This is a genomic window from Bacteroides gallinaceum (assembly GCF_030373775.1).
Classification (GTDB): Bacteria; Bacteroidota; Bacteroidia; order Bacteroidales; family Bacteroidaceae; genus Phocaeicola; species Phocaeicola excrementipullorum.
This window is the reverse complement of sequence record NZ_JAUDEN010000019.1, coordinates 47,066-70,768: the sequence shown is the minus strand read 5'-3', so window position 1 is coordinate 70,768 and position 23,703 is coordinate 47,066. Positions and strand designations below refer to the sequence as shown.

Annotated in this window: 16 protein-coding genes; 9 read left to right on the top strand and 7 right to left on the bottom strand. The window is 45.8% G+C overall.

Features of this window, described 5'->3' with window-relative positions:
• Window positions 1-234 precede the first annotated feature (234 nt).
• The 4 genes from QUW60_RS11180 to QUW60_RS11165 all read left to right on the top strand — a co-directional run bounded on the left by QUW60_RS11180 (window position 235) and on the right by QUW60_RS11165 (window position 8,525).
• Window positions 235-3,393 carry a SusC/RagA family TonB-linked outer membrane protein gene (locus QUW60_RS11180; RefSeq protein WP_289560530.1) on the top strand — a complete coding sequence of 1,053 codons (3,159 nt, stop codon included), beginning with the start codon at window positions 235-237 and terminating at the stop codon, window positions 3,391-3,393.
• A 20-nt stretch (window positions 3,394-3,413) separates the two neighbouring features.
• On the top strand, window positions 3,414-5,453 hold the full coding sequence (locus QUW60_RS11175) for a RagB/SusD family nutrient uptake outer membrane protein (protein WP_289560528.1): 2,040 nt from the start codon (window positions 3,414-3,416) through the stop codon (window positions 5,451-5,453).
• 23 nt (window positions 5,454-5,476) lie between these two features.
• The gene (locus QUW60_RS11170) at window positions 5,477-6,832 is read left to right on the top strand and encodes a BT_3987 domain-containing protein (protein WP_289560526.1); all 1,356 of its coding nucleotides are present in this window, start codon (window positions 5,477-5,479) and stop codon (window positions 6,830-6,832) included.
• 130 nt (window positions 6,833-6,962) lie between these two features.
• Window positions 6,963-8,525, top strand: a complete 1,563-nt coding sequence (locus tag QUW60_RS11165) for a glycoside hydrolase (RefSeq protein ID WP_289560523.1) — start codon at window positions 6,963-6,965, stop codon at window positions 8,523-8,525.
• Between the two features lie 265 nt (window positions 8,526-8,790).
• On the opposite strand, the gene QUW60_RS11160 is transcribed toward QUW60_RS11165, so the two are convergent.
• The 4 genes from QUW60_RS11160 to xerD form a co-directional block, all read right to left on the bottom strand.
• A complete protein-coding gene (locus QUW60_RS11160; protein ID WP_258337321.1) occupies window positions 8,791-10,329 on the bottom strand; it encodes a YifB family Mg chelatase-like AAA ATPase in 1,539 nt (512 codons plus the stop codon).
• 22 nt (window positions 10,330-10,351) lie between these two features.
• A complete protein-coding gene (locus QUW60_RS11155) occupies window positions 10,352-11,371 on the bottom strand; it encodes a thioredoxin-like domain-containing protein (protein WP_258337322.1) in 1,020 nt (339 codons plus the stop codon).
• Between the two features lie 152 nt (window positions 11,372-11,523).
• A complete protein-coding gene (locus QUW60_RS11150) occupies window positions 11,524-13,200 on the bottom strand; it encodes a tetratricopeptide repeat protein (protein ID WP_289560518.1) in 1,677 nt (558 codons plus the stop codon).
• Between the two features lie 150 nt (window positions 13,201-13,350).
• Complete coding sequence (gene xerD / locus QUW60_RS11145; protein ID WP_258337324.1) at window positions 13,351-14,271, bottom strand: site-specific tyrosine recombinase XerD; 921 nt, start codon at window positions 14,269-14,271, stop codon at window positions 13,351-13,353.
• Between the two features lie 65 nt (window positions 14,272-14,336).
• Here xerD and aroQ point away from each other — a divergent pair, with 65 nt between their 5' ends.
• Genes aroQ through QUW60_RS11120 form a run of 5 tightly spaced genes read left to right on the top strand, consistent with a single transcriptional unit; the run spans window position 14,337 to window position 18,471 of the window.
• On the top strand, window positions 14,337-14,762 hold the full coding sequence (gene aroQ / locus QUW60_RS11140) for a type II 3-dehydroquinate dehydratase (RefSeq protein ID WP_258337325.1): 426 nt from the start codon (window positions 14,337-14,339) through the stop codon (window positions 14,760-14,762).
• A 24-nt stretch (window positions 14,763-14,786) separates the two neighbouring features.
• Window positions 14,787-16,247: a pyruvate kinase gene (gene pyk / locus QUW60_RS11135; RefSeq protein WP_258337326.1), complete on the top strand. Its 1,461-nt coding sequence runs from the start codon at window positions 14,787-14,789 to the stop codon at window positions 16,245-16,247.
• Between the two features lie 9 nt (window positions 16,248-16,256).
• Complete coding sequence (locus QUW60_RS11130; protein WP_258337327.1) at window positions 16,257-16,898, top strand: O-methyltransferase; 642 nt, start codon at window positions 16,257-16,259, stop codon at window positions 16,896-16,898.
• 5 nt (window positions 16,899-16,903) lie between these two features.
• On the top strand, window positions 16,904-17,239 hold the full coding sequence (gene rbfA, locus QUW60_RS11125) for a 30S ribosome-binding factor RbfA (RefSeq protein ID WP_258337328.1): 336 nt from the start codon (window positions 16,904-16,906) through the stop codon (window positions 17,237-17,239).
• A gap of 2 nt (window positions 17,240-17,241) precedes the next feature.
• Window positions 17,242-18,471 (top strand): FtsX-like permease family protein, encoded by a 1,230-nt coding sequence (locus QUW60_RS11120; protein WP_289560514.1) that lies wholly within the window; start codon window positions 17,242-17,244, stop codon window positions 18,469-18,471.
• 5 nt (window positions 18,472-18,476) lie between these two features.
• Here the strand turns inward: QUW60_RS11120 and QUW60_RS11115 are convergent, their stop codons facing one another.
• The 3 genes from QUW60_RS11115 to QUW60_RS11105 all read right to left on the bottom strand — a co-directional run bounded on the left by QUW60_RS11115 (window position 18,477) and on the right by QUW60_RS11105 (window position 23,680).
• Window positions 18,477-19,367, bottom strand: a complete 891-nt coding sequence (locus tag QUW60_RS11115; protein WP_258337330.1) for a serine O-acetyltransferase — start codon at window positions 19,365-19,367, stop codon at window positions 18,477-18,479.
• A gap of 248 nt (window positions 19,368-19,615) precedes the next feature.
• Window positions 19,616-20,227, bottom strand: coding sequence for a polysaccharide deacetylase family protein (locus tag QUW60_RS11110; protein WP_289560512.1), 612 nt, complete (start codon window positions 20,225-20,227; stop codon window positions 19,616-19,618).
• Window positions 20,228-20,353: 126 nt separating this feature from the next.
• Window positions 20,354-23,680 carry a glycosyltransferase family 117 protein gene (locus QUW60_RS11105; RefSeq protein ID WP_289560510.1) on the bottom strand — a complete coding sequence of 1,109 codons (3,327 nt, stop codon included), beginning with the start codon at window positions 23,678-23,680 and terminating at the stop codon, window positions 20,354-20,356.
• Between the last annotated feature and the right edge of the window lie 23 nt (window positions 23,681-23,703).

The window sequence follows — 23,703 nt, the reverse complement described above, 5'->3', positions numbered from 1 at the left end:
AATATTTAAATTAATGTAATACAAAGATATTGAGTTGCTTGGAATGCGTCATATAGAAATAAAGCATTGAATAGAGTCAAATAATGAAAAATCTGCCTGTAAAGTGGATAAATCAGATTTGATTGTTTTGTGGATCATCTTTGCATTTTTTGCTATCGGTTGAAAAAATTTAAAATCTTACATTTGCTGTTGCCTATTTAAATAAAAGTATTTTAATTAAACCTTATTATCGAGATGAAACTAAGATTATTGAAAAACAGCAAAGGAGTTTTGACACAACTTCTTTTATGTACGGGTTTCATTAGCAGTTTTCCTTTGACTGCGTTTGGGGTGCCAGACATCTCTTCCGTACAGGGTGTTACACAGGCCACGAAACGTACGCTTATTGGTACAGTTGTAGATGCTAGTGACAATCAACCGTTGATAGGTGTCAATATTATGGTTCAAGGAACCACTAATGGTACGATTACCGATCTTGACGGTAAGTTTTCAATTGAAGTGACTAGTGATTCGCAGCTTGAGGTTTCTTACATTGGTTATAAGAAACAAGTGTTGATGGTTGGTGACTTAGGTGTGATGACGATTAAACTTGCTTCTGATAATGAAGTGCTGGATGAAGTGGTCGTTGTTGGCCAAGGTACTCAGAAAAAGGTGTCGGTGACCGGCGCCATCACTACGGTAAAGGGGTCGTCTTTAAAGGTTCCTTCTTCATCGTTGACGAGCTCGCTTGCTGGGAAATTGGCAGGTATCATGTCGATGACTACTACTGGAGAACCCGGCTCATCATCTGAATTTTATATTCGTGGTATCAATACTTTTGGTGGACGTGCCACTCCTTTGATCCTGTTGGATGGGGTTGAGATCTCTTCTGCCGATTTGAATAGAATCCCGGCAGAATCTATTGAAAGTTTTTCACTTCTTAAGGATGCATCTGCAACAGCTATTTATGGTAACCGTGGCGCAAACGGTGTTATGCTGGTAACTACAAAAAGCGGCTCTGAAAATACGAAAGCTAAAATCAATGTTTCAGTGGAAGCTTCTTATTTCCGCCCGACAAATGTGGTTGAATTTGTAGACGGTCCTACATTTATGCGTACTTATAACGAGGCTCAGCAGGCTAGAAGCCTGACTCCGATTACAAATCCTCGTTACTCGGAAGAACAGATTCTGAATACAGAAAAAGGAGTGAATCCTTACGTGTATCCTAATGTAGACTGGTATGATCTGATTTTCAAATCGGGAAACTATAATCAGCGTGCGAATGTCAACCTTCAAGGCGGTGGTTCTCGTGTTACGTATTACATGAGTTTGCAGGCAAATCATGATACCGGTTTGCTGGATGCTCCCAAAAACTATTTTTATAATACCAACATAGATAATTGGGAGTATAATTTCCAGAATAATATCTCTTATAAAGTAACGAACACTACGACGATTGATTTGCGTATGATGGCACAGATTGGTAACCGTCAGGGTCCGGGTTACAGCGTTTCTGATATGTATCAGACAGTTATGCGGACCAATCCGGTTGCTTTCCCTGCTTATTTCCCTTCACAAGAAGGGGATGGAGGATTTATCCGTTTCGGTAATGGAGAGATCAAACCGAATGTGCTTGGAGCCAACCCTTATGCCAATATGCTGGGTTCGTTCAAGGAAACAAATTATAATACGTTGAATACGTCTATCAATCTGACTCAGAAACTGGACTTCATCACCGAAGGATTGAGCCTTAAGGCGTTGGTAAACTTCAAGAACTGGTCTGAATCATATTATACCCAGTCTATCAAGCCTTATTATTATCAGGTACAAGATGGAACCTATTCGCCGGAGGCTGATACTTATGATCTGCGGTTGTTGCAGACAGGTGATGAGTATCTGTCTGAATCGGATGTTACACGAAGCAGTGACCAGACATTCTATTTTGACGCACGTTTGGACTGGAAGCGCAGTTTCAATCTTCACAATGTGTCTGCTATGATGATGTATATGATGCGCGAGTATCGTAATGGTGTTCGTCCGAACCGTAACCAAGGATATTCCGGACGTTTTACCTATGACTATGCCAACAAATATCTGGTTGAGTTTAACTTTGGTTATAACGGTTCTGAGCGTCTGGCTTCAGGACAACGGTTTGAATTCTTTCCTGCCGCTTCCGTTGGTTGGGTGATGAGTGCCGAAAAGTTTTGGGAGCCGATCAGCAAATATGTCAATCACTTCAAGATCAGAACATCTTACGGTCTGGTAGGTAGTGACGAATTTAATTCAGGTGCTCCCCACTTCTTGTATCAGAATAATATCAGTATGGGTGCAGGGCATGATTTCTGGACAGGACTTCCATCAAATGAAATTAATCGTAAAGGACCTGCTTTCTATGTGTTGGCAGTATCTGATGCGGGATGGGAACATGTGAAGAAGTTTGATATCGGTTTCGATATGTCTGTGTTCAATCAGTTGAATATTACATTCGATTACTTCCATGACCATCGTGACCGCATTCTGATGTCACGTGCTTCATGGCCTTCTATGTTAGGATACTGGGGCTCTCTTCCTTGGAGTAATATTGGTGAAGTGATAAATCATGGTGTTGAATTGAGTGTCAACTGGTCTAAGCAGTTTGGTAATGACTGGTTTGTTGATTTTAGAGGGAACTTTACTTTCAACCAAAATGAATATAAATATGTTGATGAGCCGAACTATCCGTATGTATGGCAGACTAAAACTGGGAAACCGTTGAATACTTTGACAGGATATGTGGCAGAAGGGTTGTTCGCCAGCCAGGAAGAAATTGACAACTGGGCGGATCAGTCACAGTTGGGTTCTAACATCATGCCGGGTGATATCAAATACCGTGACATTGACGGAGATGGATTGATTACGACTGACGATCAGGTCATGCTGTCGCCTTATAACAACATTCCGCGCATTCAGTATGGATTCGGATTGAACGTAACCTACAAAAATTTCGATTTTGGGGTCTTCTTCAATGGATCTGCAAAACGTAAAATCATGATCAATAGCGGTTACACTCCGTTCCTTGCTGGAGGTGGAGATGGCATTACGGTGGAAACACTGGAAAGAAACCTGATGCAATGGATAGCTGACGACCACTGGTCGGTAGATAACCCGAACCCCAATGCTTCATATCCGCGTTTGGGTATTGTTGAGGCCGATATTGCAAACAATGTACAGCCCAGTTCTTATTGGGTTCGTAACGGCAATTTCTTGCGTTTCAAGACGCTTGAGATAGGTTATCGTTTCCCGTATTGTCGTGTTTACTTCAGCGGAGATAATCTGGCCGTATTCAGTCCGTTTAAATTGTGGGATCCGGAACTTTCATGGAATGCTTATCCGTTGCAGCGTACATTTAATTTAGGAGTTCAACTTACTTTCTAACCTTATAATAGACAGAACTTATGAAATTTATTTCAAAAATATCAAGAATAGCACAGGCATTGGTCATTCCTTGCTGCTTGTTGACATCATGTAATTATTTGGATGTGATACCTCCGGAACAGGCCGATTTTGATGATACGATGAAGGACCAGGAGGCTGTGGAGAATTTTCTTTATACGTGTTACGGTTATGTGCCTCGTTGCCAGCCTTACGATTTCAATGCATTCGAGCAGTCTGCCGATGAATTGGTAGCTCCAAGAGATTGGAATGATTTTCCGCAGCAGATTGCGTGGGGAACTGTTTCTCCGTCTACTTATCTGACTTGGGGTAACGGAAAGAACTTTGATGATTTCGGGTTCTGGATTCCGGGCTATAATTGGCTTGGTTATGTGCATCATTTCTTGGCAGAATTGGATGTGTTGAATCCGGTCGGCGTGACGGAAGAGGATAAAGCTCAATATAGGGCTGAATGCTGGTTTCTGGAAGCTTATTATCATTTCCGTATCTTGCAGGCAATGGGTCCGTGTCCGATTATTGATGGGCGTGTGGATCCGAATATTACGACTGACGAAATCCCGGGCCGTTCTCATTTTGACTATTGCATCGATTATATTGTGAATAAGTTGGATACTGCGGCTACTATTCTTCCAGCAGTCCGTGAAACTGCAGAATTGGGACGTGCTACTTCAACTATCTGTAAGGCCCTGAAGGCAAGAGTGTTGCTGTGTGCCGCATCTCCGTTGTGGAATGGTTCGTTCCCGCATCCGGAATGGAGGAATACCAATTTTGAAACTCCGGGTTATGGTACCGAACTGGTCAGCCCAACGTATAGTGAAGAAAAATGGAGGCGTGCTTTAACTGCTGCGCAAGAAGCGTTGGCTGCTGCAGAAGCTGCCGGTTATCATCTTTTTACCATTGATGAGGCTTTATTGTGCGCGCAGAATGACGGAATAGATGTCAACAGTATTTATATTCCTGGAAGAGATGCTGAAACAGTGGACAATGAAGAGTTTAAGGCTCGTGTCCTGCTGTTCCAATATCTTGTGACCGCTAACGAAGGACAAGGTAACAGAGAGCTTATTTGGGCTAACCGCATTGATTCGGACGGCAACAATGGAGGAGAGGCGATGGATGCACGTCTGCCGTGTGTTGTGGTGAGAAGAACTAACGGAACGAATGTGGGAGGATGGGGCGGATTTGCTCCGACGCTCAATGCCGTTGAACGTTTCTATACGGATATGGGCAAACTTCCAAGTCAGGATCCTGCCTTCTATCCGCAAAATGAATGGTACACCCGTTTTAACAGCGGAGCTTCAAGTCCCGAACTGCCTACAGATCATTTGGACGGTGAGGATGTGAAGAATGACATCATCAAGTTTCATGTGCGTCGTGAACCTCGTTTTTATTCATGGATCGTATTTGACGGCAGCCAGTATATGCCGAAGATTAATGACGGCAATCCCTTGTGGATAAACTTCAAGAATACGAATACCAACGGATGGAGTCAGAGTAATACACGTAACTGTGCCGGTACGGGTTATCTGTCGAAAAAGTTTGTTGATCCGGCTATTCAGTTCAGAGCCAATGATGGTGGCAGAACTTCCCGCGCAGCAAGGCGTCCGTATATCCGTATGGCTGAATTGTATCTGAATCTGGCCGAGTGTTATGCGGCTCTCGGAGAAACACAAAGCGCGCTGGACAATCTGAACATCATTCGTGAAAGAGCAGGAATTCCTGATCTGACAACAGCTGACATTACCGGTACTATGACACTGACAGACTGGGTACGCAACGAGCGCTTTGTGGAGTTGTATGAAGAAGGTTTCCGCTATTATGATGTGCGTCGTTGGATGATTGCTCCAGATGTGCTGAAGGCTGGTGTTCGTTATGGACTGAATGGGATAGAGCTGAATCCAAGCTTTGAAGACTTCAATCAGAGAACACTGATTAACCAGCCTTTCACATGGGATGAAAGACTTTATCTGATGCCGATTTGGTCACGTCAGGGAATGGACGAGCTGTACAGCAATCCGCAACTGGTACAGGCTCCCGGATATTAATCATTATAAAAAGAAATGCACTTATGAAAAGAAATATAATTTGGCTGACAGGTGCTTTAGTCTTATTGAGTGCCTGCGACGAGTCTGAGTATGAACTTCAGAATCTTGTGCCGGAAGAATACCATAAAATATTGTATGTGAACCATAGCGGGAAGCAGGAGATGACATTGTATGATACGGATGAAGACTATACATATACTTTGTCGGTGATTAAGGCAGGGAGCGATCCCTCGCAGACTGCTAATGTGAATGTCGGCGTATTGTCTCAGGAGCAGGTAGATGTAGAATACAGTCAGCCTGAAGCCGTGAACTATAAAGTGCTTACGGCTGACAGTTATTCGTTGAGTACAGATTCGTTAAACTTTACGGCAGAGGATCATTTTCGTTCGGTGACCATTTCGGTCAATTCAACGAAAGTAAAGGCTCTTATGGATAATGATCCGAGTGCAGAATGGGTGTTGCCGCTGATTGTGACCAGTGAAACCGACTCCATCAACAGTGAGAAAAACCAGCTTTTCTTGCAGATTACAGATGTACTGGTTCCTTCGGTCGGATTCGTTGTTCCGCCTGAACAGACGTTTGATGTGTATGACATTGCTTCTGTTCCGGCTTCTATCTCTAAGGTTATAGAGTTTGGTTTGGATGCGGAGAACAGATGGGAAATCACTTGTGGACTGACAGTGGACAATAGTTATATAGATGACTACAATGAAGCGAACGGCACAGTGTTCCAGGCTCTCCCGGAAGGAAGTTATACGTTGCCGGAATCGGTAGTGCTTCCGAGCGACGCAACAGTTTCTTCTTTGGAAGTATCTATTGATGGAACCAAGCTTGTAGCTGCCGGTGATTACATGTTGCCTGTACGGATGTCTGATGTGTCGGAGTTTGTTGTTTCCGCAGATGGTGCCGTATATCCGATTATGATTCGTGTCATGGCTGAAGAACTGGACAGAACAAACTGGACAGCTACGGCTGATTCAGAGGAGGAAACTGGTGAAGGTAGCAATGGACCGGCGCAATTGATTCTTGATGGAAATATCGATACGTATTGGCATTCCATCTGGCAAAGCGGTTCGGGAAAGAGAAGTGTTCCTTATGAAATCATTATTGATATGAAATCTGTTCATACATTCGCTCATATTGGTATGATTCAGAGAAATAGCGATCAATACAATGATACGGGAACAGGAGAATTCTATGTAAGTTCGGATGGAACGAACTGGGGTGATCCGATCGGAACATTTAGCATGGCCAGAAATGTTGAACTGCAGATATTCCCGGTTAAGCCTGCGTCAGGACAGTATATAAAGATTAAGATTCTTTCCAGTCATAGAGATCAGAACTGTTCTTTGTCTGAGGTTTATGTTTACGGTGAATAGACTGTAATACTTTAGGTATAATAGAACGTTATTTTGGATGAAGATGCCATCTTTTTTGAAGTGGCATCTTCATTTTTTAGCAATACAATTTTCATTTATAATAAGCTTAAGGTTTGAATTCATGCGAACTATGAATGTGAATATTCTTATATCATTTGCAATTGTGGCATCTTTAGCTGTTGAGGCCTTCGCCGAAAAACAAGTTCCGCTTCATTTTACGGTTAGCCCCGACAGTGTCTGTCAGACGATTGACAACTTTGGTGCGTCTGACGCGTGGAGCATGCGTTTCTTGGGAAAATGGTCTGAAGAGCAGCAGAAGCAGGCGGCTGACTGGCTGTTCAGTTGTGAGATGGATGAACAAGGCAAGCCGAAAGGCATTGGACTGAGCCTGTGGCGGTTTAATCTCGGCGCGGGAAGTGTGGAGCAGGGTGACAGCAGCCAGATCAATTATGGGACGCGGACAGAATGTTTTCTTGCTCCGGACGGCTCATACGATTGGAACAAGCAGCAGGGGCAGCGCAATTTTCTCCGTCTGGCAAAAGAAAGGGGAGTGGACCAGTTTCTGGCTTTTTTAAACTCTCCACCGGTCTATTTTACCCAAAACGGGCTTGCAACCAATACGGGCCGGGGCGGAACGTTGAATCTGAAGGAAAACTGTTATGATGATTATGCTTGTTTCCTGGCTGATGCAGTGGAAGGAGTGAAGAAGCACGACGGTATCGCTTTTGATTATTTGTGTGTTGTCAATGAACCTGACGGGCATTGGAACTGGATAGGACCAAAGCAGGAGGGGACACCTGCCACCAATCGTGAGATAGCCCGTGTGGTGCGCGAAACAAGCAAGGAGTTTCAGCGGAGAGGGATAAGCACGAAATTGCTGGTAAACGAATCATCCGATTACCGCTGCATGTTGGGCGACTATATGAGCGGATGGGAGAGAGGCTACTCTATCAGCAGCTTTTTCGCGCCTGACAGTGCCGATACGTATATTGGAAATCTTCCCAATGTTCCTCGCCTGATGGCAGGACATAGCTACTGGACAAATACGCCGCTTGATAACTTGCGCGGTTTCCGTGTGCAGCTGCGCAATTCATTGGATAAGTTCGGCTTGAGGTTCTGGCAAACCGAAACCTGTATCATGTCGAATGATGAGGAAATCGGCGGGGGGCACGGCTTCGACTTCTCCATGAAGACCGCACTTTATGTGGCGCGTATTATTCATTGTGATCTGGTATATGCAAATGCCTCTGCATGGCAATGGTGGCGATCTGTAGGAGGCGACTATAAAGACGGGCTATTGAGGGCTTATCCCCAGCCTGAGGCGGATGACGGATATGTGGCGGATTCAAAACTGTTGTGGGCTTTGGGAAATTTCAGCCGCTTTATCCGTCCGGGAGCTGTAAGGCTTGCGGTTATGGCTTGCGACGGGAACGGCCGTAATGTGCCGGAAGGAGAAACCGACTTGACAGGAGTTATGGTTTCCGCTTATCGGAATGCCGATGGGGGGTATGTTGTTGTTGCCATAAACTATTCGTCAGAAAGCAGGAACTTTGACTTTCAGGTGCCGGATAAAAGTATATCCGGATGGAAGCTGTATCGTACGTCGGATGCAGAAGGCGAGGACCTTGCTCCCGTAGACACCTTTGACGGAATGCTTTCTCCACGCTCGATAACGACATTCGTTTCGTTTTAAAGAGCGTGCGTTCAATGCGTTCCCCGATACGGGAACCGTTGTCTTATTTCAGGTATTAGGGGAAGAATAAAGCTGAGGCTTCCCGCAAGAAAGTTCGTCTTCAGGCTAAGGATATATATCTTCAAGTTGGAGATATATGTCTTTAGCCTGGAGATTTGTATCTCTAGGCTGGAGATGCAGATTTCTTGCGCGAAGTCTTGTCTTTTCATGGATCTGATGGAAAAATATGTTTTTTTCCTTTTTATGCAGCCGTTGGTTCTGTTTCTTATCCTGCCCAGTTTGCGCGGTCAAGGCTGCGGTAACTGATTGCTTCGGCAAGGTGGTGCGGCTGTATGCTTTCGGATAACTCCAGGTCTGCTATGGTCCGCGATACTTTCAGAATGCGGTCGTATGCGCGTGCTGAAAGGTTCAGACGCTCCATTGCATTCCGCAGCAGGTTAAGGCCCCGCTCATCGGGGCAGGCGTATTTGTGCAGAAGAGCCGGCGTCATCTGTGCATTGCTGTATATGCCGGGGGTATCAGCAAACCGTTCCGATTGCACTTTTCTTGCCTGGATGACGCGTTTCCTTATCTCTGCGCTGCTTTCTCCCGATTCTCTTTCAGCCATTTTCTCAAAAGGTACAGGGACGATTTCTACTTGTATGTCGATGCGGTCTAGCAAGGGCCCTGAAATCCTGTTCAGATAACGTTGCACCTGCCCCGGTGAACATACGCAGTGGCGTGTGGGATGGTTGTAATAGCCGCATGGGCAAGGGTTCATTGAAGCTACGAGCTGGAAATTGGCCGGATAGTCGAGCGTGTATTTTGCTCTGGAAATAGTGATATGTCTGTCCTCAAGCGGTTGTCTGAGCACTTCCAGTACGCTTCGGTTGAACTCCGGGAGTTCGTCGAGGAATAGCACTCCATTGTGTGCCAGACTTATCTCGCCGGGTTGCGGGTTGCTTCCTCCGCCTACCATGGCTACCTGGGATATGGTGTGATGGGGACTTCTGAAGGGGCGTGTGGCAATCAGTGATACATTCTTGCCTAATTTCCCTGCTACGGAATGAATCTTTGTCGTTTCCAGGCTTTCTCCTAATGAGAGAGGCGGGAGTATTCCGGGCAAACGCTTGGCCATCATGGACTTGCCGCTTCCTGGCGCACCTATCAGAATGATATTGTGCCCTCCGGCAGCGGCAACCTCAAGGGCACGCTTCACGTTTTCTTGTCCTTTGACGTCAGAAAAGTCATATTGGAATGTGGACTGGTGCTGGTAGAACTCTTCACGTGTGTTTACAACTGTTGGTTTCAGTTCGTGCGTCCCATTGAAGAAGTTGATTACCTCAGCGATATTTTCTGCGCCGTATACAGCCAGATTGTTTACAACTGCTGCTTCACGTGCGTTTTGTTTCGGCAGGATGAATCCTTCAAATCCCTGTTGGCGTGCGGCGATGGCAATGGGCAACGCGCCTTTTATCGGCTGCAGGCTTCCGTCAAGCCCCAGTTCTCCGATGATCAGGTATTTCGCCAGTTTGTCGGCAGCAACCATTCCTGTGGCTGCCAGGATGCCGACAGCCAGCGGGAGGTCATATGACGAGCCTTCTTTCTTGATGTCGGCAGGTGCCATGTTTACCACAATCTGGCATGTCGGAAACTTGTATCCGTTTACTTGTATGGCGGATACGATTCGTTCATGACTTTCTTTTACGGCAGAATCGGGCAGTCCGACGAGAAAAAACTTGATTCCGCGCGAAGTGTTTACTTCGATGGTGACAATGGTGGCGTCGATCCCCTGGACGGCGGCACCGAATAATTTGATTAGCATTTAAGGTCAGTTTTTTAGGTTTCTATTTTTTCTTGTCCTTTGTAAGTTCTTTGATCTTGTTTCGCAGATCATCGCCATACAGGTCTGTTGCCAGCACTTTCCGACTTGAGTTGACAAGGATGTTTGCCGGAATCTCTTGTATGTTCATTTGTTCTATGATTTGATTTCCCCATCCTCTTCTGTCGCAAATTTCTATCCATTGTTCTGTATCCTCCTTGCATGACTTTTCCCATTGATCCTTGTCATAATCGAGCGATATGTTCAGAACTTTCAATTCTTTGTTTTTGAATTCTTTTGCCGTTGCATAGAGTGAGTCGCTTGCTGCTTTGCTTTTTTTGTCCCATGACGCCCAGAAGTTGATCAATATATACTGGTCTTTGGAACTGTTCCATGAGATGTATTTCCCGCTTCTTGCTTTGGCTGAAAAGTAATTCACGTATTCTTTGTTCCTATTCCTTTGTTTGCTGTTGTCTGTCAGCGATTTCAGTGCTACGCTTAAAATCCGGCAATCTTTTACATTTCCGCTGAGCGGTTCGGTCAGTGATTTTATTTTTGCTTCATCCGGATGGGGTATCTGTACGAAATATTGGTTTATCAGATAAGCGGAAACGAGTGACTGGGGGTGTGATTTGACAAATGCTTCTGCTGCCTGCTGTATTTCTGTTTGGCTTGTCCTATTCGCAATCTGCGCCCGGAATTCTTGCAGTTCCTTGTTGGGTCCCTCTCCTTCTATTGTGAAAGTGTCGAAGTTTCCTTTCAAGGTCACTTGCCATCCTTTATTGGCAAATACGGGTATGGATTTGCCGGAGTCGTTCACCAGCCGGAATATGCTGAGTGTATCGGCGGGGACGCTGTAAGTGAATTTTCCGTCTTTGGGATATATCGTATCCGTTTTTGATTTTGGGTCATCATATATTGCTAGAATCATGTCAGAAGAGAGGCTGTTCAGTTCGCCTTTCAGTTCAAAACCTGATTTTTTGCTGCATGCTGTCAGAAAAAATATCAGACAGAAGGTTATTGCCGGTAAAGAATATCTTTTCATGCCATATAATGTTTGTTGCGAAAATACATAATATAATTGTAATTGGGTATTGTTTCGCTGGAAAATCTTCTTCTGGCAGTGAAAATGGCATCTCTATAATAGAAAAGCCGGAGGAATTTTCCTCCGGCTTTTGATTTTGATTCTGAATTCAATTATTGAATTTCATTGGCGTATTTTGCAAATTCGCGGTCGTTAACAGCTTTAGCTGCTAAAGTAGCGTCTTGCTGTTTAACTTTGTTCATGCTGCTCTTAACAAGGTCTGCATTGTTGGTTCTTGCTCCTACGATTGCCATCAGGTAGTTGGTGTAAGCGTCAGGATTCTTAACAGCAGTCAAAGTAGATTTAGCCTTGTTGTAGTCCTTTGCCAGAATCTGAGCCAAAGCAGCAGAGTTGGATTTGGTGTCGCCGAATGCTTCTACAGCACGGTCATACTGTCCTTGTTTGATGTACAGGTTACCAAGAGCTTCGTTAGCAGTGTCGGCACCGCTTGATTTGCTCAGGTAAGTTTCAGCCTCAGCAACATTTCCTTTTGCTAATGCGCAAAGTCCCAAGTTGGTGTTCACTTCAGGAGCATTTGCGTTTTTGCGTGCAGCCTGCTTGAAGTAGTTTTCTGCAGCTTCGCGGTCACCGGCAGCGTAAGCCAGCATACCCAGATCGTTGTAAGCGCGATAGTCGTTCGGATACAGTTCTACTGTTTTCTTGTAGATAGCTTCCTTGCGTGCGTTGTCGTTGGTCAGAGTTGCGGCATAAAGCAGTTCGTCAACCTTTAATGAATCCGGATGAGAATCGAATGTTGCGTTGATTTCTTCATCGCTGCGTCCAATTACATCGTAGTTTACAGTCAAGCGTGCACGGCGCAGCTGCGGCAGAATTTCGTCAGCCAAAGTCTTGTAAACTGAAGAAATGTTCTTGATTTCAGTTTCACGCTGTTCCGGATCAGAATACATTGAAAGAACACGAAGGATCAGATCTTTGTCCTGAATGTTTGACTTAGAAACGAGTTCCTGGAATCCTTCCCAGTCCTGAGCAGTATATTTGGTGTCGACCTGAGTTTCGATTTCTCCTTTCTTCAGTTCTTTGTTGATATACTTTTCAGTGTTGTTCTGACGGTTTGCAGCCAGCTTGTCGTTCAGTTCAAAACCACCGTCAGGAGAAGCGTATGCTGAAATTTCAATGTTGTTCAGCTTGTAGTTCTTCGTATCGTTGGCTACGTTTACAACCTGCTTGTTGAATGCCTTCAGGCTGTCTGACTTCAATTCGCTTGCGCGGATATTTGCCTGCTGGATGAGGAACATGATCTGAGCCTGCTTAGCCTGCTTGATGATGCGTTCGTAAGCATCTGCAGAATAAGCTGCATTAGCAGAGTTTACAGTCGGAAGTTCAGATGTTGCGATTACACCGTCAGCAATCTTTACGGAAGGAATAGTGTATTGTTTCTTCTTGTAAGTTACCTTGAAGTCCAGATACAATTCAGATTTAGCCATTTCGGGAACATAGTCGAACACGGCTTTCATTGTATAAGTACCTCCAGCCTTGTAGCTGATAGTTTGGTCGTTGCCCTCTACTTTTTCTCCTTGGAATGTTGCGGGCTGACCTTTAGCTTCTCCGCCATCCCATCTCAAAACCGGAGTAACTTCAACGATGGCGTTTTTCTTGAAGTATTTTTCCGGGAATTTGCCTGTAATAGTTACAGGGACTTTACCTGCTACTGCCTCCAAAACTTCAGGGTCAGTGGTGAAATAGTCCGGAGATAATTCTCCCATCTTCTTACATGAAGAGAGAGCCAGGACAATCAATGCCACGAGTGGCAAATACAACTTTTTAATCATGACTTTAAATATTTAGTTTGTTATAATGAATAATCTAGTCGTTTTGCTTGATTATTTGGGGCAAAGATAAGAAAAACTCCCATAAGCGTTAATCTTTTCGCCTTTTTTTTTGAACAAATATTTAAAAAAGATTAAAGGCTGCACATTCTGTCACTTTTTGAGTAGATTTCTGGGGTGGTGTGTAATTATTTCTTCTCTCAGCCTGTTTCGGTCGATATGGGTGTATATCTCTGTGGTGCCTATGCTTTCGTGTCCCAGCATGCACTGGATGGCTCTTAGGTTGGCTCCTCCTTCGAGCAGATGTGTCGCAAACGAGTGTCTGAAAGTGTGCGGGCTGACCGTTTTTTGTATGCCAGTCTGTGCGGCCAGCTCCTTGATTATATGAAAAACCATTATGCGTGAAATGTTTTTTCCGAAGCGGCTTATGAATACGTAGTCTTCGTATCCCGGTTTTATAAGTCCGGCATTCCGGTCCGGGAAATAATTGTTCAGTTCGTTGATGGCTCGGGGCGAGATTGGTACGAGCCGCTGCTTGTTGCCTTTTCCTTCCACTTTGATGAATCCTTCGTCCAGGTAGAGGTCGGATATTTTCAGGTTACAGAGTTCGCTGACTCTGAGTCCGCAACTGTACAACGTTTCCAGAATGGCGCGGTTGCGCTGTCCTTCGCGCGTAGTCCGGTCGATGCTTCTTATCAGTGCGTCGATTTCTTCCAGGGTCATCACATCCGGCAGATGTTTTCCTGTCTGCGGCGATTCAAGCAGTTCGGTGGGGTCCTGTTCGATGTAGTCTTCCATGACGAGGAAATGATAGAACGAGCGGATGCCGGACAATATGCGTGCCTGCGAGCGTGCGTGGATGCCGATGTCATTCAGCCCTGCCGAGAAGTTTTCCAGATTATCGAGCGTTGCTTCCCTAAAGTCTATACCTTCGATTGTCAGGTACGACAAAAGTTTGTCCAGGTCAGTCAGGTAAGCTTCAACCGTATTGTCTGACAGGGATTTTTCAAGCTTTAAGTATTGTTTATACCTTATTATTATTTTGTTTTTATCGGCTGTTATGGCTGTTGTCATTTCTTTTTCGTATCTTTGTCCCATATTTTCTACAAATGTATAAAATATTCAGGAAGTAGGCTTATATGAAAATACAAATTATCAATGGTCCGAATATCAATTTGCTTGGTAAGCGAGAACCTTCTATTTATGGCGCGGAAACGTTTGAAAGTTGCTTGGAAGATCTGAAGAAACGATATCCGTCGGTCGTATTTGAATATTTCCAGTCGAATGTAGAGGGAAGGATGATTGACAGAATTCAGGAAACAGGATTCGACAGCGACGGCATTGTGCTTAATGCGGGCGCATACACTCATACTTCTATCGCTTTGCAGGATGCAATTCGTTCTATAGCTGCTCCGGTCATCGAAGTGCATATATCCAATGTTCACAAGCGGGAAGAGTTCCGTCATAAATCAATGATTTCGTGTGCTTGTGTAGGGGTGATTTGTGGTTTTGGGCTTGACTCCTACCGTCTTGCCGTAGAAGCCTTGCTGAATATGAAGAAATAACTAACAGTTTTAGATAAGATCGTTATGATGCTCAAACAAACAAAAATCGTTGCGTCCATTTCGGACTTGCGTTGTGAAGTAGATTTCATCAGAGACCTGTTTGAAGCAGGTATGAATGTGGTGCGTATGAATACGGCTCATGCCAGCCGTGAGGGCTTTGAGAAGCTGATCAACAATGTGCGGACAGTTTCTAACCGCATCGGTATTCTGATGGATACGAAAGGTCCTGAGGTGCGCACAACTCCCATTGCTGACGGTACCATTGATTTCAAAACAGGCGACAAGGTCTGCATCGTTGGTAATCCGAACCAAGAAACCACCCGTGAATGTATTGCGGTGACTTATTCGGGTTTTGTAAACGACCTGTCGGTTGGTGCTCATGTCCTGATTGATGACGGAGAGCTTGAGCTGGAAGTAATGGATAAGAAAGACAATACGCTGTTTTGTGAGGTGCGTAATGATGCGACATTGGGAAGCCGTAAAAGTGTGAATGTCCCCGGCGTGCGTATCAATCTTCCTTCCTTGACAGAAAAAGACCGCAATAACATCCTTTACGCTATTGAAAAAGACATAGATTTCATCGCTCATTCATTTGTGCGCAATCGTCAGGATGTACTTGACATTCGTGAGATTCTGGATGCGCATGACAGTGACATCAAGATTATCGCCAAGATTGAAAACCAGGAAGGGGTGGATAATATTGATGAAATATTGGAGGTTGCCGACGGCGTTATGGTTGCGCGTGGTGATTTGGGTATTGAGGTGCCGCAGGAACGGATTCCCGGCATTCAGCGTGTGCTGATTAAAAAATGTATTCTTGCTCGCAAGCCTGTGATTGTCGCTACGCAAATGCTGCACACCATGATTAACAATCCGCGTCCGACCCGTGCAGAAGTGACAGATATCGCCAATGCGATCTATTACCGCACTGACGCGCTTATGTTGAGCGGGGAAACAGCTTATGGGAAATATCCTGTTGAAGCAGTGAGAACCATGGCTAAGATTGCAGCACAGGCAGAGAAGGATAAAATGGAAGAGAATGACATTCCTATACCTCTGACACCGGAAAATACAGACGTAACAAGTTTTCTGGCAAAACAAGCTGTGCGTGCTACAAGTCTGATGCCTATCCGTGCCATTATAACAGACAGCTTCAGCGGATTGACGGCCCGTAATCTTGCAGCATTCCGTGGAAAATATCCGGTTTTGGCTATCTGCTATAAAGAGAAGACCATGCGCCATCTGGCTCTTTCATACGGCGTTGAAGCCATTTATATGCCTGAAAAAGCCAACGGTCAGGAGTATTACTTTACTGCATTGCGCAAACTGCTCGACGACGGCGTCTTGTCAAAAAACGAGATGGTGGCTTATCTGAGCGGCGGAAAGAAAGGTACTCATACATCATTCCTTGAGATCAATCAGGTGGGAGATGTATTGGACGATGCGGACGATTATGTATTGCCTAACCGCAACCGTTATCTTTAATTGCCGGAAATGAAAGAAACTGAGGCTCTTGATGAATACATTCTTCAGCATATCGATCCTGAAGGTGAATATCTTGAGAAGTTATATCGGGCGACGCATGTCAAGCTTCTGCGTCCCCGTATGGCTTCGGGGCATCTTCAGGGGAGAATGTTGAAAATGTTTGTGCGTATGATCCGCCCGAAGCAGGTGCTTGAGATTGGCACATACAGCGGATATTCGGCTCTTTGTCTTGCAGAAGGGCTTGAAGAAGGAGCCGTGCTTCATACTTTTGAGATAAACGACGAGCAGGAAGATTTTACCCGTCCGTGGCTTGAGAATTCCCCCTATGCTGATAAAATCAGGTTTTATATCGGGGATGCGTTGGAAATGGTGCCGAAAATGGATGTGGTGTTTGATTTGGCATTTGTGGACGGAAACAAGCGGTTTTATGTGGAATATTATGAAATGATTCTGCAGAAAATGAATCCCGGCGGATATATTATCGCAGATAATACTTTATGGGATGGGCATGTTCTGGAAGAAACTACACGTCATGCAGATGCACAGACCATTGGAATTAAAAGATTTAATGATTTGGTGGCAGCCGATTCGAGGGTGGAGAAGGTTATTCTTCCTTTACGCGACGGGCTGACCATTATACGAAAAAAATAATATTTATGGAAACAACCAGACAAAATAAGATAGCCCGCCTGATACAGAAGGAGTTGAGCGATATGTTCTTGTTGCAGACCAAAGCAATGCACGGGGTGCTGGTTTCGGTCAGTGTCGTGCGTATAAGTCCGGACTTAAGTTATGCAAAGGCTTATTTGAGCGTTTTCCCTTCAGAACGGAGTGAAGAAATTGTGAAGAACATCAATGCGAATGTGAAAACGATACGTTATGAGCTGGGACAGCGTGTGCGTTTTCAGTTGCGTATCATTCCGGAACTGAAATTCTTTGTCGATGATTCATTGGATTATGCAGCGCGTATTGACGAACTGCTGAAGAAATAGTCATGAATTTTCCCTTCTATATCGCACGCAGATACCTGTTCTCCAAGAAGTCGCACAATGCGATTAACGTGATTTCGGCCATTTCGGTTTGTGGGGTTGCTTTGGCTACGCTGGCTCTTGTCTGCACGTTGTCCGTTTTCAATGGATTTCAGGATCTGGTATCTACGTTTTTTACGGCTTTTGATCCGCAATTGAAGATTGTTCCAGCTTCAGGCAAAGTTTTTGACGGGAAGGACAAGCGGATTCAGTTGCTGAAAAATATTCCTGAAGTGGCCTTGATGTGTGAGTCTGTTGAGGACAATGCACTGGTGCAGTATCAGGGAAAGCAGGCGATGGCGGTAGTGAAGGGAATGGAGGATAATTTTGATGAACTGACACCCATTGACACAATCCTTTTTGGGCGGGGAGAGCTTTTGCTGCATGATGAAGTGGTTGACTATGCCATTCCCGGGGTGCAGTTGCTGGCTTCGTTGGGTACGGGAGTCCGCTTCCTTGATCCGCTTGAGATTTATGCGCCCAAGCGCGGAGCGAAAGTGAACATGGCTAATCCTGCCGCTTCTTTCAATTCCGGCAATTTGTTTTCGTCGGGGCTTGTATTTGCCGTCAATCAGGAAAAGTATGACGGCTCTTATATTATCACTTCATTGCAGTTTGCCCGGAAACTGTTTCAATATACAGATGAAGTAAGTGCCGTCAATCTTAAACTGATTGCTGGAACGGACGTGGATGCCGTAAAGCGCAAGATAGAGAATGTGTTGGGGAATGATTTCCGTGTGCTTGACCGTTATGAACAGCAGGCAGATACTTTCCGTATAATGGAAATCGAGAAGCTGATTTCCTATTTGTTCCTTACTTTTATTCTGATGATAGCCTGTTTCAATGTTATCGGTTCGCTTTCGATGCTGATTATAGACAAACGTGACGATGCGGCAACGCTGCGCAATCTGGGTGCCGATGAAAGGCAGATTCTCCGCATCTTCCTTTTTGAAGGGCGCATGATTACGTTTATCGGGGCAGTGTCCGGAATTGTACTGGGGGTGCTTCTCTGCTGGCTGCAACAACGGTTCGGCTTGATCTCATTGGGAAGTTCCGGAAGCTTTATCGTTGACGCGTATCCGGTAAGCGTCCATTGGGAAGATATCGTATTGATTTTTGTGACCGTTGTTGCAGTGGGCTTCCTTTCGGTATGGTATCCTGTGCGCTATTTATTCAAGAAATGTTTTTATAGATAAGAATGTCACTTTTTCTGGACGATGCGTGCTCCTGCCGGTACGCTTTCCGTGACCCAAATGTTGCCTCCTATGGTTGCACCTTTTCCAATAGTTATGCGTCCAAGGATTGTGGCGTTTGAATAAACGATGACATTGTCCTCCAGAATGGGATGGCGTGGGATACCTTTGATCGGATTGCCCTGTTCGTCAAGCGGGAAACTTTTTGCTCCCAGCGTAACACCCTGATAAAGTTTGACATTGTTCCCGATGATGCAGGTTGCCCCGATGACAACGCCTGTGCCGTGGTCGATAGTGAAGTGATCACCGATCTGTGCTCCCGGATGAATGTCTATTCCTGTTTCAGAATGTGCCATTTCAGTAATGATTCTTGGAATCAGAGGGATATTCAGGCGATAAAGTTCATGGGCGATCCGATAGTTTGTGACCGCCCGGATAACCGGATAACAGCAAATGATTTCACCGAAACAGGTTGCGGCCGGATCTCCGTAATAGGCAGCTTCAACGTCTGTGGCAAGTATGCGGCGTATTTCAGGTAGCCGGCTTATGAACTGTGACGCCAGTGCCGCCGCCGTTTCACGGCAGGGCGTATTTTCTATCGCTTCATGATTCTCTTTTCCGAAGCAGAGCCCGGCTTGTATTTGTTCTGTCAGCAGGTAGAACAGTTCTTCTACATTTACTCCAATATGGTAGTTGATAGTCTGGCTGTGGATGGTGGAATTCCCGAAATAGCCGGGGAAAAGGATGGCACGTGCCAGTTCAACAATCCGGCGGAGTTCTTTGCCGGAAGGGAGCGGTTCGCCGTCTTTGTGCTGGTGGAAAAGCCCTTGGTAAGATTTGCTGTCGGAAAGTTCGCTGACAGCTTTGGTCAGCGTATCGGTGTGTTTGGTTAGTGTCATGACAATATCATTCTGTTTGTTGGCAAATGTAATGATTATTTGCTATCATTGTTTGTTTTCAGAATAAAAACTTAATTTTGTATTGAATATGAGAAAAGCTAAGACTATAAACAAGAAAAATCCTTTTGCTTATAAGGCAAAGCAGAAAAGAAAAAAGAGCTGCGGGAAGCGAATAGGGAAATCACGTCCGGAGAAGGCTGACAATCAATTGAACAGGAGGATTCGTTAATCGCGGTTATTGGCGGCTGTTATTCGAACACCTTGAACGCATACCCCTGTTCAAGCAGCCATTCGATAGAGCGTGGAAGAGCATATTTCATGTTCTTCTCGGATTTCAGCGAATCATGGAAGGTGATGATGGAGCCGTTGCGCACATAACGTTTGACGTTCTCAAACACTTGCTGGCCGTTGAGCCGTTTGCTGTAGTCGCGTGTTACCAGATCCCACATGACTATTTGATATTTTTTCTTCAATACATAGTATTGCGCCCATCGCATGTGACCGTGCGGAGGGCGGAACAGATTCGTGTGCAGGTATTCGTTTGCCTTGTCCGTGTTGTGCAGGTAGTTCCGGCTTAAGTATTCGAATCCTCTGATGTGGTTGAATGTATGGTTGCCTATGCGGTGGCCTCGTTCGACAACCATCTTGAATTCCTCCGGATGTTTGCGCACATTATCTCCCACCATGAAAAAAGTAGCCTTTATCTGATACTTGTCAAGCAAGTCAAGAACCCATGGTGTTATTTCCGGTATTGGTCCGTCGTCAAAAGTCAGGTAGACAGCTTTTTCTTTCTTGTCCATGCGCCAAAGAGCACGGGGATAAAGCAGACGCAGTATTTTCGGCGGTTGTTCGATCAGCATGTTTTTCTGTTTGTTGAAAGGTATATTCGTGCACAAAGTGGCGAAGACACAAAACCCTCTGTGTTTGGATTCCAAGGAATCCATCTGTGGCTTTGTGTCTTCGTTCTTTAAAATCTACATATCTTTTTATTGAGCGCTTCCCACACGGCTTTCCAGTTGTTTGTATAGCTGTTCAAATGTTTGTCGGTAGTGCTTGCCGTGCGTTGAAGTTTCGTTTGTTCCCGGCTCCTGTATTTTGTTCATGCTCTTGCAAACATCATCCAGAATATAGAAATAGCGCATACAGCTTTCATACGAGTTTGCAAAACGGGCATCGTCCAGACTCAGATACCATGAAGCATATTCTGTGGCATCCTTAGCTAATGCTTCCAAAATAGTTTCAGCTTTGTCGTAAGCACCGAGAGTGATGTAGTCATCAGCCATTTCCTTTGAACTGCTGTAGATGTAGTCATGGCGTACCGTTGTGCTCGGAATGACCTTTTCGCAGTAGTCCAGTACTTCGCGGGCTTTGTCTTTCTTGCCTTCTTTGATAAGCTGGCTTGCCAGTTGCACGAACATGCGGCGGTGAGTATCGCACATTCTCAGTACGGTTTCATCGAGATAGATGTCCGGGTTGTCTATTCCGCCGAACTTGAATTTGTGCATCAGGTTGTCATACATCTTGTCCGAATCGATGCGCGCTCCCAACTGTTCGTGTGTGAACGGGGTGATGCGATAAGCCAGTCCTTCCTGCAGGAAGTTGTTTGTCAGGTTGAGCTGGTTTTCCGATCCTACCGTGATGGCCATATAGAGCGGGCGTTCCCAATTGGTGTTCGCCAGCATCTCCAGCATCATCAGTTCGCTCTTGTAGAGCAGGTGCTTTCCTTTGAGCGAGATGTTCATGTAGTCTGGAATAGAATCCGGAACCATCATGCCCGAACGTTTGATAGCCTCCTTGTCCAGCTTGATGACGATGCTGTCTGTCGGAATCATCTGCAGGTCAGCTTTCGGCGAGCGTACCCAATGTTCGAGAATGTTCTTCAGCTCGTAGGGATTCTCTCCGAACTCTTTCTTGGCCTCTTCCGGGTTCTGCTTGTAGAAATCATCGATTGTTTTCATCACTTCCGGGCGTACATATACAGCCTCGTTGTGTCCTGAAACGTAGTCGATGCGCTCCCAATTGATAGGTACAGAAGGCGAGTCGTATGCCGGTCGGCGCATCTGGTCGATATACCAGTCGGTTTGCAGGTAGCTCAGGTTGCATACACGTACATCTGTGCGGAATCCTTCCGTTTCCTGATTATACCACAGCGGGAATGTGTCGTTGTCGCCGTTGGTGAAGATAATCGGATTGCCTTCGTCCTGAACGCTGCTGAGGTAGTTCTGTCCGAAGTCGCGGCAAGTGTATCGCCCGCTTCGGTCGTGATCGTCCCATGTCTGGCTGACCATCTGGATGGGAACCAATATACACACTACCGATGCAATGACAGCGGCTGTGCTTTCCTTTATCTTCTTTTTGTTCAGCCATTCGGTGATGGCCGCTACTCCCAGGCCAATCCAGATGGTAAACGCATAGAATGAAGCGGCGTAAGCATAGTCACGTTCACGCGGCTGTTGCGGTGTCTGGTTCAGGTACAGAACAATGGCAAGGCCTGTCATGAAAAAGAGGAAGAATACGATCCAGAACTGCTGGATGCCTTTCTCTCCTTTATATGCCTGCCAGAACAGTCCGATGATGCCGAGAATGAGCGGCAGACAGTAGAATACGTTGTGTCCCTTGTTGTTCTTCAGGTCACTCGGCAGCAGGGTCTGGTCGCCTACCAGGGCATTGTCAATGAACGGAATTCCCGTGATCCAATTTCCGTGCTCGATTTCTCCCTGCCCTTGGATATCGTTCTGGCGTCCTGCGAAGTTCCACATGAAGTAGCGCCAGTACATGTAGTTGAGCTGATAGATGAAGAAGAACTTGATGTTGTCCCATTGCGTGGGAACTTTTACCATAACGGTTTCACCACACTGGTCGTAGGGAACTTGCCGCCCTTCTACCCCTCCCAGCCAGCTTTCGTAAGCTGCGGCATGCGCATCACTGTACATGCGCGGGAATATCATGTTCTGTGCGTATTTGTACTCAGTTTTGTGCCGTACGATTTCGTAACTGTCTTTTTCGTCCGGACTTTCTTTCTCCTTGCGCTGATAAACAGGCGCTCCTTCTTCCACGTCGTAAACGCAGCCGTTGTCAACCACTTTCAAGGCGGGCTTTGAAGCGTATGTCTGTCCGTAGAACAGCGGGCGTGTGCCGTATTGTTCGCGTCCCAGATATTCTCCCAGCGTAAAGATGTCTTCCGGAGAGTTCTGGTCCATCGGGGTGTTTGCTGATGAACGGATCACAATAACCGCATACGAAGAGTAGCCTACCACAATCATCATCATGGCCAGCAGGGTGGTATTCAGTGTGCGTGCGCTTACGCGGTATTTCTCTCCGAGGTTAGCGAAGAGATAGATTGCAAGAACGGCAAGCACGATGATGCCAATCAGCACGCTGCTCCATCCGTGTCCGTAGAAGGGGATACCCAGCAGTCCCACGGTGGTCAGAAATGAGATGTTCATGCGTTTGCGGCTCTTCACTGTGTAGCTTTCGTATACGCCCCAGATGATGCTTGCCGCCAGAATTATCATATAGACGATTACGCCTGTATTGAACGGGCAGCCGAAATCGTTGACAAACAGCAGTTCGAACCAGCCCCCGATTTTCACGATACCCGGCACGATTCCATACAATACAACAGCTACCAGCACCATCGATCCTATCAGCGCCAGCAGACTGCCTTTCAGATTGGCGTGAGGATTCTTCTTGTAATAGTATACCAAGGTGATGGCAGGGATGCACAACAGGTTCAGCAGGTGTACGCCCACCGACAATCCGGTCAGGTAAGCGATAAGAATCAGCCAGCGGTCGCTGTGGGGTTCGTCTGCCCGGTTCTCCCATTTCAGGATGAGCCAAAAGACAAGTGCTGTGAACAGGCTTGAATAGGCATAAACCTCACCTTCTACGGCACTGAACCAGAATGTGTCGCTCCATGTATAGGCTAAGGCTCCCACTACGCCTGATGCCATGATGGCGATCAGTTTCCCGGAAGTAAGATCTTCATCTTTCGGACATACCAGTTTTTTTGCAAGGCATGTGATGCTCCAGAACAGAAACAGGATGCAGGCTGCGCTCATCAGTGCGCTCATGATGTTCACCATCTTTGCCACTTGCGAGGGGTCGCTTGCAAACTGGCTGAAAAGATTGGCCGTAAGCATGAAGAACGGTGCGCCGGGAGGATGTCCGACTTCCAGTTTGTAACCTGTAGTGATGAATTCAGGGCAATCCCAGAAACTTGCGGTAGGTTCGATGGTCATGCAGTAAGTAAACGCTGCAACGGCAAACACAAGCCAGCCCACCGCGTTGTTAATCTTGTCGTAGTGTTTCATGAATTATTCAGTTTCTCTTTAGT